Source organism: Ligilactobacillus sp. ESL1201 (assembly GCF_058503265.1).
In genome coordinates this window covers 1,168,610-1,180,723 of record NZ_CP196362.1, presented here as the reverse complement: position 1 = coordinate 1,180,723, position 12,114 = coordinate 1,168,610, and the positions used below count along the sequence as shown (strand labels likewise).

The window sequence follows — 12,114 nt, the reverse complement described above, 5'->3', positions numbered from 1 at the left end:
ATATATGAGGAGAAATGATGATGACGCAATCCCAAAAATTATTGTTGCTGGATGGCAATAGTCTGGCTTTCCGTGCTTTTTTTGCACTGCACAATGTTGGCGGTTTTACTAATCACGCAGGACTGCATACCAACGCGATCTATGTCTTTAAAAAAATGCTGGATAATATATTGCAACAGTACGAACCGAGTAATATTTTGGTGGCTTTTGATGCGGGCAAAACGACTTTTCGAACGAAGAAGTACACCGATTATAAGGGGGGACGCTCTAAGACTCCCGGCGAATTGAGCGAACAGTTTCCCTACTTACGTAAAATGTTGCAGGCCTACGGAATTTTGAGTTATGAACTGGCGGATTACGAAGCGGACGATATCATTGGGACCCTGGCTGCCCAAGCGGAACAGCAAAACTATCAAGTAGTGATCGTGACCGGTGACCGCGATTTGACGCAGCTGGCGACTGCCAAAACGACGGTGGCGATCACGCAAAAAGGATTCAGTGAGATCGAAGAGTACACTCCTGAGCACGTTCAGGAAAAATACGGGCTGGCCCCCGCGCAGATCATCGATATGAAAGCACTGGCCGGTGATAATTCGGATAATTATCCGGGAGTCACTAAGGTCGGGGAAAAGACCGCCATTAAATTGCTGCAACAGTATCACAGCGTGGAGGGCGTTTATCAAAACGTTGCGGCGATGAAACAGTCGAAACTAAAAGAACACCTCCAAGAAGATCAAGAAACGGCTTTTTTGTGCAAGGACCTAGCGACGATTAGAAAAGATGCTCCGCTTAAAGTCAGTGTTGCCGCTACGCTCTGGCAGGGAAGCGACGATGCTGCCTTGCGTGAATTTTACCAGGAAATGGACTTTAAGAGTTTTTTGGCACCGGTGGCAGATCAAAAAGCTGCGGGTGAAATAACTAAAATCCCGTTTACTTTACTAACGACTGCTAACCTGGCGAAATTAACTGAACTGCATCCTAGTAGGTTGACTTTTTACTTGGAAATGGACGGCAGTAATTACCACTTAGCATCTTTTAAGGGATTTGCTTGTCAGGTGGGCGAGCAGTTTTACGCCGCTACCGATGTCACTTTATTACAACAAACGCCGCTAAAAGAAATGTTGGCGTCTTCTGACGTTAAAGTTGATGTTTTTGATAGTAAAAGAACCTACGTCGGGTTACACCGGCTGGGAGTCGACTTAGAAGGAGTCGATTTTGACTTACTGTTGGTCTCTTATTTACTTAATAATACCGATAACAGCGATGACTTAGGAAGTTTAGCACAAGAACACGGCTACACTCAGATCCAGTCCGACGAAGTTTTTTACGGCAAAGGAGCTAAAAAGCAGTTTCCTAGCGACGCGCAAGTGTTATTAGACCACTTGTGTCACAAGGTTTTAGCGATTTCTGCGTTAAAAGAAGAGCTGATGAAACAGTTAGCCGCTAACCAGCAAACACCGTTGTATTTAGACATCGAACGCCCCTTAGCACGGGTATTAGCACAAATGGAAATTGCGGGGATCACGGTAAACACTCAGCGGTTAACGGAGATGCAAAGCGAATTTAAGGAACGGCTGGCACAGATCGAACAGGAGATCTACCGGGAAGCTGGCGAGCAGTTCAACATCAATTCTCCTAAGCAATTAGGGCATATCTTATTTGAAAAATTAAAATTGCCTGTTATAAAAAAAACGAAGACGGGTTATTCCACGGCGGTCGCCGTTTTGCAAAAATTGCAGGGAATGTCACCGATCGTTGACCATATTTTGGTATACCGCCAGTTAGCCAAGCTGCAATCGACATACATTGAGGGGTTGTTAAAAGTGGTCTTTGAAAGTGATTCAAAGGCTCATACACGCTACACTCAGACCTTAACTACGACGGGCCGATTGTCTTCGGTCGATCCTAATTTGCAAAATATTCCGGTCAGGCTGGCGGAAGGACGCCAGATCCGGCAGGCATTTGTGGCTGAAAAGCCCGGCTGGCAGATCTTTTCGGCCGATTATTCGCAGATCGAATTACGGGTATTGGCGCATATCTCGGGAGACCAGCACATGCAAGAAGCCTTTTTGCAAGGAGAAGATATTCATACTAGGACCGCGCTGAAAATTTTTGACTTAACGGATCCTAAGCAAGTGACGCCGTTGATGCGCAGGCGGGCTAAGGCGGTCAACTTTGGGATCGTTTATGGTATTAGCGATTACGGTTTGGCTCAAAATATCGGGACCACGCGTAAACAAGCTAAGCAGTTTATCGAGTCTTACTTTGAAGCCTTTCCCGGTATTAAAAAGTACATGGAACAAATCGTTGCTAGTGCCCGAAAAAATGGCTACGTCGAAACGATTTTTCACCGGCGGCGCTATTTGCCAGACATTAACCATAAAAATTATAACGTGCGTTCCTTCGCGGAAAGAACGGCGATGAATAGTCCGATCCAAGGCAGCGCGGCCGATATAATCAAGGTTGCCATGCTTAATATGCAAAAAGAATTAACGCAAAAAAAGATGCAAACCAAGATGTTACTACAGGTACATGACGAACTGATCTTTGAAGTTCCACCGGAAGAATTAGAACTATTTACCAAAACGGTGAAACAAGTGATGGACTCTGCGGTTTCGCTGCAGGTTCCCTTAAAAGTTGATTGTGCCCACGGTAAAACATGGTTTGATGCTAAATAAAAGGAGAAACTATGCCTGAATTACCAGAAGTAGAAACAGTCAGACGAGGTTTAAGTGCTTTAGTACTGGGAAAAAAGATCCAAGATATCGATATCTTATACCCGAAGATCATTCAAGGAGACCCACAGCAATTTGTCACAGCGTTGCAAGGACAGACCTTTGAAAAAATCGACCGGCGGGGCAAGTACTTGCTTTTTCGCTTTTCTCACCAGCTAACGATGGTTTCGCACCTACGCATGGAAGGCAAGTATAGTGTTAAAAGTGCTACCGCTCCGTTAGATAAACATACGCACGTGGTATTTCAGCTGACCGATCACAGCCAGTTGCGTTATAATGACGTGCGTAAATTTGGGCGGATGCAGTTAATGACCACGGGAGCGGAAAACGACTTACCAGCGCTAAAAAAGCTCGGTCCGGAACCTACACCCGAACAGTTTAACGTTAACGACTTTTACCGGGCGTTGACTAAGAAAAAGAAAATGTTAAAACCGGCATTACTGGACCAAACGCTGGTGGCGGGATTAGGCAATATCTACGTCGATGAAGTTTTGTGGTTAACTAAGCTGCACCCACAAACGCCTTGTAGTTCCGTGACGCGCGCGCAAGCACAAGAATTGCACGATAATATTATCTTGGAATTAAAAAAAGCGGTGGCGGCGCACGGGACGACGATCTTTACTTTTACCGATGCTTTCGCTCACAGCGGTTCTTTTCAAGAACAGCTATGTGTCTACGGTAAAAAAGGCCAACCGTGTCCGCGCTGTCAAACGCCGATCGCTAAGATCAAAGTCGGACAGCGGGGGACTCATTTTTGTCCCCACTGTCAGCAACTATGTGTTAAAATTTAATTAATTTATTCGAGGTGAACAAGATGGTTTGTCCCCACTGTCATCAAAGTGGTTCGCGGGTCATCGATAGTCGTCCGGCAGATAGCGGGCGGGCAATTAGACGACGCCGGGAATGTGAACATTGTGGTTTTCGTTTTACTACGTTTGAACGCTTAGAGGTAACCCCGCTATTAGTGATCAAAAAAAACGGGGACAGGGAACAATTTAAACGCGACAAGGTCCTAAAAGGGATCATGCAGGCGGCACAAAAGCGGCCGGTGGGAATGGATCGTTTGACCGCGATAGTCGATCGGGTCGAAAATCAGCTTCGCAGTAGGGGAGAAAATGAGGTCTCGACCCAGCTGATCGGGCAATACGTGATGGCCGAGCTAGCCGAGACCGATGACGTTGCTTATATTCGCTTCGCCAGTGTCTACCGCGAATTTAAGGATATGGGTTCGTTTACGGCCGAAGTCGATGAACTGATGAAACGAGACGCCCACAAAAATGATTAAGTTCACACTTTAGGAGGAGTCAAATGACAAAACAAGAACTAAGGGAAATTTCTCCTAAAGACAGTTTTATAGTAATTGCCGCTAGTCAGTTAAACGCCGCTGATCAACAAGTTTTAGTCGATCTTTACTTGCCGTTAATGAGTACCGCGGCCTACGGCACTTACGTTTTTTTGAGTCAAAAAGGACAGGCGCACCCGGATCTCGTTAAGCGCTCGTTGAATACCGTGTTGTTAACGGGATTGTCGCTGGGGTTACAGGAATTTTTAGCGGCCCGCAGTTTGCTAGAAGGGTTGGGGTTGCTGCGTTCTTTTCAACAAACTGACCGTTTGGGTAAATTAACTCTTTATGAGGTTCAAAAACCACTGACGGCTCCGGCATTTTTTGCCGACGATTTGTTGAGTACTTTATTATTTGAAACGGTCGGGCAAACGACGTTTAACAGGCTGCAACATACGCTATGCCCGCCCAGTTTTAATTACGGTCAGGCTAAAGAGGTGACGCAGTCATTTTTAGACGTTTTCACTTTGTCACAGCAAACCTTATTAAAAAGAGCGACGGTGCAACACCCACGATCTGCGACACCATCCCTGCCCCGGATAGCTGATGAAAAAAGCCAACTGGATCTGCAATTTTTTAAACAATTACTGGCTAAATCCTTTGTCGACCAAGAAGATGTATTGGCACACTTGGAGACGATCAAAACCGTGAGCTTGTTGTATGGCTTGGGTGAAATTGAACTAGTCCAGTTACTAGAGCAAGCAGTCGATCTAAAAAGTAACCAGGTGAATTTTAAGTACTTTAAGCAACTGGCGCACCGTAATTTTGAATTTCAACTACAAAACCCCCAGGTCCAACCAAAAAGTGCTAATAAACAGGTGACTAGTTCACCGACTGAAGGCAACCAAGAAGATGCCCAGTTGTTAGCCGCCTGTCGAAGTTACCGTCCCTTAGAATTTTTAGCCGTGCTCAAACAAGAGACTAACGTGGCGGTCACCGATGCGGAAAAATACGCGGTAATGAACATGGTCAAGCAGCAAAAATTGCCCGCTGAGGTGTTGAACGTCTTAATTCATTACCTGCTAAGCGACCAGGATAATGCCAGCATGAATAAGAATTATTTTGAAAAAATTGCGGCAGATTGGTCGAAAAAAAAGATCACCACGGCCGCTCAAGCGATGCAAGAAGTGCGCAGACAGCAAGATAAAACACAGCAATTTACGCGTCCTAAACGGCGGACCAAAAAGATAATCCAAAAAGAAAAACTGCCTGAGTGGGCTAACGAAAAACAGCCGGTCCAACAGCACAGCGTTTCACGGGAATTACAAACGGAATTACAACAACGACTGGCTCAACTAAAGCAAAAACACCAGCAAAACTAAGCAGGGGGTGAAGTATGGAGAATCTGGGCAAGGAATTGACTAAACAGTTGCAAACTAACAACTGGGGAGCGCGCTACAAGCGGCTACGCCAAGCGGTACTAAATGATCCGGACGTGGCACACTTTTTACAGGCTCACCGTGAGCAGCTGACCACAGAAGATGTGTTGCGGGCCAGCAGTAAATTATACGAGTTTGTGACGTTTAAAAAGGAATTGGCGGCCGGTGAAAAAACGTTTATGCCGGGCTATTTTCCGACACTGACACTCAGCGGCAACCAAATCGAAGTTTTGTACTCACCGACGGCTAAATTGGTACAACAACAAAAACAGGTCGCACTAGAAAAACGCGTTAAGATGGTCAGTTTGCCGCGGTCGTTACGGCTGGCACAATTAAGTGACTACGATCCTACCGACAGAGAAGAGGCGTTAAACGCCGCACTGCGATTTTTGACTGAGTTTGAAGCACAGCCGCAGCAGTTTCACCGGGCAATGTATCTGTCCGGTAGTTTTGGCGTCGGCAAGACTTATCTATTGGCGGCACTGGCTAATAAATTGGCGCAAGACGGCTACAGTACGACACTGGTTCACTACCCTTCATTTGCGGTGCGAATGAAAAATTCGATTGGGACCAACACGACTGGGCGGTTGCTAGAAGAAATCAAGCAAACGCAGATTTTAATGCTTGATGATGTGGGCGCCGATCAGATGAGCAGTTGGTTACGCGATGACGTCTTAGGCGTTATTTTACAGTACCGGATGCAAGAAGAACTGCCTACCTTTTTTAGTTCTAATTTATCGTTAGCACAACTGGAAGAAGAGTATTTGACGGTCAATAACCGCGGAGAAGCCGAACCGCTGAAAGCTAAACGAATCATGGAACGCATTCGGTTTTTAGCGACCGAGTACCAGGTGATCGGAAAAAATCGCAGAAATTTAGCTTAAAATTAAAAAAGGACTTGTTATTTTAAGTTAATAGTGTTTAAATTGGAAATACAACGAGAGACAAACGGTGCTTTAATCAGGGATGAAGGTCGGTGACTGCAAGCCTTCTATACAAAGCTACCTACCACTTTCGCACAAACATCTAGATGCGGGTCGTTTCCGTTAAAGAACATTTGAGAAAGCCAAGCGCTTTAAATAAAGGGTGGAACCACGTTAATGACGTCCCTGATGCAATTTTGCATCAGGGACTTTTTTTAGCGTTTAAATTGAGGAGGAAGATCAATGGCACAGATTAAGTTAACTTTTCCAGACGGAGCAATCAAAGAATTTGCGGCTGAAGCAACGACTAAAGATGTTGCGGCTGCGATCGCTAATAGCTTAGCTAAAAAAGCGGTAGCGGGTAAATTAGACGGGAACTTGGTCGATTTAAATCAACCGCTAGCTAAGAGTGGTAAAATCGAGATCATCACCAGTGATTCAGACGAAGGACTAGCCGTATTATGGCGCAGTGCGGCGTTTATCTTAAAGGCAGCGTTAGTAGCGGATTATCCACAGATGAATTTTGGCGAGATGCAAGTTAGCGCCCACGGCTTTTATTTGGACACGGAAAAACCGGAAGAAACTCAGTTATCGGAAACGGATTTCGACCAAGTCAGTGCGCACATGCAAAAAATAGTTGCTGCTGGAGCCGCCATTCAACCCGTAGTCTTGACGAAAGAACAGGCAGTTAAATTGGCGGGTAACGACCCTTACCAAAAACAGTTGGCACAGGATGCTTTTGCCGTTGACCAACCAGTTTACGCTTATCGGTATGACAAATTCGTTTCCTTAACGGCGGGGCCGTTGGTAAGTAAAACTAGTCAGGTCAAGATCTTCAAATTATTATCAGTTGCTGGAGCTTACTGGCAGGGTGCTTCGAGTAATCCAATGCTGCAACGGGTTTACGGTACGGCTTTTTATAAGCAAAGGGACCTGGATGCTGAATTAGCGCGACAAAAAGAAGAACACGAACGTGATCACCGGGTGATCGGCAATAAATTAGACCTCTTTTTCGTCGATCCTAAGGTTGGCTCAGGGCTACCGTACTGGATGCCAAATGGTGCTACGATCAGACGAGTATTAGAACGTTACATCATTGACAAGGAATTGGCTGCGGGTTACGAACACGTCTATACACCTGTATTAGCTAACGTTGATCTCTACAAACAATCAGGTCACTGGGATCATTACCGTGAAGACATGTTTCCGCCAATGGATATGGGCGACGGTGAATTTTTGGAGTTACGTCCGATGAACTGCCCGTCTCATATTCAAATTTATAACCACCATAAGCGTTCGTACCGTGAATTACCGTTGCGGATCGCCGAACTAGGCATGATGCACAGGTACGAAAAATCCGGTGCGCTGACGGGATTATCACGGGTGCGGGAAATGACGTTAAACGACGGTCACACGTTTGTAGCGATCGACCAGATCGAAGATGAATTTAAAAAGATTTTGGCCTTGATGGTCGATGTTTACCGTGATTTTGATATTAAAGATTACCGTTTCCGCTTGAGTTATCGTGACCCACAAAATACGGAAAAATATTTTGATGACGATGAGATGTGGGAAAAATCGCAAAAAATGTTGAAGTCCGCGATGGATGATATGGGCTTAGAATACTTTGAAGCCGAAGGTGAAGCTGCCTTTTACGGTCCTAAGTTAGACGTTCAGACTAAAACTGCTTTAGGCGGCGAAGAAACCTTGTCGACCATTCAGTTGGACTTCTTATTACCAGAACGTTTTGAGTTAAAATATGCCGGAGCCGATGGTAAAGATCACCGTCCAGTGATGATTCACCGGGGGATCATTTCGACGATGGAACGCTTTACTGCATACTTGATCGAAATGTACAAGGGCGCTTTCCCAACTTGGTTAGCCCCTCATCAAGTAGTACTGATCCCGGTCAATAATGAATTACACTTAGAATACACCAAGAAATTACAACAGAAATTGCTGGCTCAACATATTAGGGTGATCGTTGATGATGCTAACGACCAGTTGAATTACAAGGTGCGTCAAGCACAGGTCAATAAGATCCCTTATTCGCTAGTGATCGGGGACAAAGAAATTGCTAACGAACAAGTAACTGTCAGAAAATACGGCGAAGAGCAAACCAACACGATGAGTTTTGCGGATTTCAGTGCAGAATTACAGCGTGATATTCAGTCTTATAGTCGTAAAGACTAGTACGGCTTGACAAGGCAGGATAAAGTTGGTACACTTAAAAAGTTGATTAAAGCAGGAGCACCCGCTTCTCGCCCAGTGGATCTTAATTCGCGGGCCATAACGATTTCAGAAGATAAGAAATTAAGTGGGTGTCGGTAGTTGACACTCACTTTTTTAGTTGGTGCTAACGAAGTAGCGGAGGTGGAATTGCTATAGCAGTGGATAGGATCGTTAATGAAGGAATTCGAGCACGGGAAGTCCGTTTGATCAGTGCTGATGGTAAACAACTAGGCGTTAAGTCTAAAAGAGAAGCTTTGAGTTTAGCACAGCAGTCCGATTTGGATTTAGTTTTAGTAGCGCCTAAGGCTAAGCCGCCGGTAGCTAAGATCATGGATTACGGCAAGTACCGGTTTGAATTACAAAAAAAGCAGCGTGAAGCCCGTAAGAAACAACGGGTGATCAATGTCAAAGAGGTTCGTTTGAGTCCGACGATCGATACCAATGATTTTAATACCAAGGTCAAACACGCCCAGAAATTTTTACAAAAGGGCGATAAGGTCAAGGTTTCGATTCGTTTTAGGGGCCGGGCGATCACGCATAAAGACATTGGGCGTGATGTTTTAAACAAGTTTGCACTAGCTACTAAAGAAGTGGCTGTGGTGGAATCTCGGCCGAAGATGGACGGGCGTAGCATGTTTTTGATGCTGGCCCCAGTAGTCAATAAATAATTGAGTATTATGTAGGAGGAAACTGTATTATGCCAAAACAAAAAACACATCGTGCATCTGTTAAACGTTTCAAGAAAACAGCTAATGGTGGTTTAAAGCGTGCTAACGCGTACACATCCCATCGTTTTCACGGAAAAACTAAAAAACAGCGGCGTCAATTAGCTAAGCCATCGATGGTTTCGGCTTCTGATATGAAGCGCATCAAACAAATGCTTTCACAGATGAAGTAGTCATCGCGGTGAAGCAATTCATTGGTTTTAGGTTTCGTTTGAACGATAATAAGGAGGAATTTTAAATGGCACGTGTTAAAGGCGGCACAGTTACGCGTCAACGGCGTAAAAAAATGATTAAATTAGCGAAGGGCTATCGTGGTTCTAAGCATATTCAGTTTAAGGTAGCAAAACAACAGGTCATGAAATCTTATCAGTATGCTTTTCGTGATCGGCGCAAGAACAAATCAAATTACCGTAAATTATGGATCGCACGGATCAATGCTGCGGCCCGAATGAATGATATCAGCTACAGCAAATTAATGCACGGCTTGAAACTAGCTCAAGTTGACGTTAACCGTAAAATGTTAGCTGACTTGGCAATTAGCGATCCAGCAGCATTCACGGCAGTCGTTGAAACTGCTAAAAAAGCTTTAGCTAAGTAATTAATGGTTTTTTAAATAGTGCGGGACTGACAAAACCTGGTTTTGCTTCAGTTCCGTTTTTTGCTTACTATGGTTATTTTTGTTAAAGTAGATTGAAATATCCGCTAATAAAATATAGAAAACTAAGACCTTAGGAGAGACAATGTTTGTAAATTTTAGGCCAACTTGGATGTTAGAATCGATTTATAATTTAACTCCTAGTGAAGTCAAAAAACGAGGAGTTAAGCTGATCTTAACCGACCTGGATAATACGTTGATCGCGTGGAATAATCCCGACGGTACGCCTCAATTACATCGCTGGCTGGCAGTCATGGAAAAAGAACAGATCGCAGTAGTCGTAGTTACCAATAATAGTCGCAAAAGGGCCCAACGAGCGCTGCAAAATTTGCGCTTGCCTTTTATTGCGCGCGCGCTTAAGCCGCTAGGTTGGGGGATCGAACGGGCAAAACGGCGGTATCACGTGGCGGCCCACCAGATTATTTTTGTAGGCGATCAGTTGTTGACCGACGTGGCGGCGGCTAATTTTGCCCACGTGAATAGTGTTTTGGTCAAACCACTGGTGCAAACCGATGCGTGGAATACCCGGATCAACCGTAAAATAGAAGGACTACTCAAAAAAAAGATGATCAAAAAAGGACAGTTAAAAACGACTTGGGGGCATTCGTTAGATGAATGAAGAACTGTATTGTATCGGGTGTGGTACCCGGATTCAAACAACTGCTAAGGATCAAAAAGGCTATATTCCGCCAGCCGCGTTTGAAAAGGGAGAAGCGACGGGCAAGTTTTACTGTCAACGCTGTTTTCGCTTGCGGCATTACAATGAAATTGCACCGGTTGCCTTAAACGATGACCAGTTTTTAGCGATTTTAAATCAGATTGGGCAAACTGACGCCTTGGTGGTTAATTTAGTCGACTTGTTTGACCTGAGCGGTTCGTTGATCTCCGGGTTGCAACATTTTATCGGTAACAATCCGTTTTTGCTGGTCGGCAATAAAGAAGACTTGCTTCCGCGGGAGGTCAAACGCTCCAAGTTAAAAGAATGGCTGCGCCAACAAGCCAATGCGGTCGGCTTACGTCCTGATCAGGTATTTTTGACCAGTGCTAAAAAAGGACGCGTGACGGAATTATTGGCTAAGATCGATCAGTTGCGCCAGGGACGCGACGTTTATTTGGTCGGGGTGACTAATGTAGGCAAATCAACGTTACTCAACCAGATCCTAGCACAGAGTACGGGGGAACAAGACGTTATTACGACGTCGCGTTTTCCAGGGACTACGCTGGATAAAATCGAATTTCCTTTGGCTGACGGTCAGGTTTTAGTCGATACGCCGGGAATTATTCACGCCCAGCAAATAACGCACTACCTGACCGCTAAAGAATTGGCACAGGTGTTACCGACCAAAGAATTGAAGCCTAAAGTTTATCAGCTGGCTGCTGGCCAGACGTTATTTTTGGCGGGCTTAGCGCAGTTTGATTACCTAGCAGGACCGGCAGCGCGCAACGGTGTGGTAGTTTACCTGTCTGGTAATTTGAAAATTCACCGAACTAAAACGAGCAACAGTGCCGTACTTTTGGCTAAGCATCAAGGTGAGTTATTACAACCGCCAGTTAATAAGGACGAATTACCACCATTTGAACGTTTTGAATTTAAGATCACGCAGAAAAGCGATTTGGTATTTGCTGGTTTAGGGTGGGTCAGTGTGCCTGCTGGTTCCCGCGTCGCAGGTTGGGCGCCCAAGGGGGTAGCCGTGACCGTCAGAAAAGCGATGATTTAATAAAGGAGTATGTAGTGATGAAAGGAAAACAACGGCGTTATTTAAGAAGTCAAGCACACAGTTTGCGTCCGCTGTTACAGGTAGGTAAGGAAGGATTAGCTGCAAGCTGGCTGGATGCTGTCGCAGAAGCGCTCGAAAAACGAGAACTGATCAAGATCAATATTTTGCAAAATGCACCGGTGTCCGTCAACGAAGTTAGTGCTTTTATTACTGAAAACAGCAAGATCCAAGTGATTCAGCAGATCGGACATATCTTGGTGTTGTACAAACAAGCTGAGAAACTGCAAAACCGGGTACTTTCTACTAAAGTGGCCCAGTTAAGTTAAATGGCCAATAGATAATATTAGAGGTGAAAGCTGTGAGCCAAACAGTGACCACGCTGCAAGAAAAACCCGTAACACAGAC

General features: G+C 45.0%; 12 protein-coding genes. All 12 read left to right on the top strand.

Features of this window, described 5'->3' with window-relative positions; all coding sequences use genetic code 11:
• Positions 1 to 17 precede the first annotated feature (17 nt).
• Entirely contained in the window at positions 18 to 2,678 is a 2,661-nt protein-coding gene (polA, locus tag ACSYSK_RS05970) for a DNA polymerase I (protein ID WP_491715873.1), read from the top strand.
• Between the two features lie 11 nt (positions 2,679 to 2,689).
• Positions 2,690 to 3,526 carry a DNA-formamidopyrimidine glycosylase gene (gene mutM, locus ACSYSK_RS05965; RefSeq protein WP_491714241.1) on the top strand — a complete coding sequence of 279 codons (837 nt, stop codon included), beginning with the start codon at positions 2,690 to 2,692 and terminating at the stop codon, positions 3,524 to 3,526.
• Between the two features lie 23 nt (positions 3,527 to 3,549).
• Positions 3,550 to 4,020 (top strand): transcriptional regulator NrdR, encoded by a 471-nt coding sequence (nrdR, locus tag ACSYSK_RS05960; protein ID WP_491714240.1) that lies wholly within the window; start codon positions 3,550 to 3,552, stop codon positions 4,018 to 4,020.
• Between the two features lie 23 nt (positions 4,021 to 4,043).
• Entirely contained in the window at positions 4,044 to 5,399 is a 1,356-nt protein-coding gene (locus ACSYSK_RS05955) for a replication initiation and membrane attachment family protein (RefSeq protein WP_491714239.1), read from the top strand.
• Between the two features lie 14 nt (positions 5,400 to 5,413).
• Positions 5,414 to 6,340, top strand: coding sequence for a primosomal protein DnaI (gene dnaI / locus ACSYSK_RS05950; protein WP_491714238.1), 927 nt, complete (start codon positions 5,414 to 5,416; stop codon positions 6,338 to 6,340).
• A 282-nt stretch (positions 6,341 to 6,622) separates the two neighbouring features.
• Positions 6,623 to 8,572: a threonine--tRNA ligase gene (thrS, locus tag ACSYSK_RS05945; protein ID WP_491714237.1), complete on the top strand. Its 1,950-nt coding sequence runs from the start codon at positions 6,623 to 6,625 to the stop codon at positions 8,570 to 8,572.
• Between the two features lie 206 nt (positions 8,573 to 8,778).
• A complete protein-coding gene (gene infC / locus ACSYSK_RS05940; protein ID WP_491715872.1) occupies positions 8,779 to 9,279 on the top strand; it encodes a translation initiation factor IF-3 in 501 nt (166 codons plus the stop codon).
• Between the two features lie 29 nt (positions 9,280 to 9,308).
• Entirely contained in the window at positions 9,309 to 9,509 is a 201-nt protein-coding gene (gene rpmI, locus ACSYSK_RS05935; protein ID WP_491714236.1) for a 50S ribosomal protein L35, read from the top strand.
• Between the two features lie 65 nt (positions 9,510 to 9,574).
• Positions 9,575 to 9,934, top strand: coding sequence for a 50S ribosomal protein L20 (gene rplT / locus ACSYSK_RS05930; RefSeq protein WP_491714235.1), 360 nt, complete (start codon positions 9,575 to 9,577; stop codon positions 9,932 to 9,934).
• Positions 9,935 to 10,076: 142 nt separating this feature from the next.
• A complete protein-coding gene (locus ACSYSK_RS05925) occupies positions 10,077 to 10,610 on the top strand; it encodes a YqeG family HAD IIIA-type phosphatase (protein ID WP_491714234.1) in 534 nt (177 codons plus the stop codon).
• Complete coding sequence (gene yqeH / locus ACSYSK_RS05920) at positions 10,603 to 11,709, top strand: ribosome biogenesis GTPase YqeH (protein WP_491714233.1); 1,107 nt, start codon at positions 10,603 to 10,605, stop codon at positions 11,707 to 11,709. Before ACSYSK_RS05925 ends, yqeH begins: the two co-directional genes overlap by 8 nt.
• 17 nt (positions 11,710 to 11,726) lie before the next feature.
• Positions 11,727 to 12,035 carry a ribosome assembly RNA-binding protein YhbY gene (yhbY, locus tag ACSYSK_RS05915; RefSeq protein WP_491714232.1) on the top strand — a complete coding sequence of 103 codons (309 nt, stop codon included), beginning with the start codon at positions 11,727 to 11,729 and terminating at the stop codon, positions 12,033 to 12,035.
• The last annotated feature ends 79 nt before the right edge of the window (positions 12,036 to 12,114 follow it).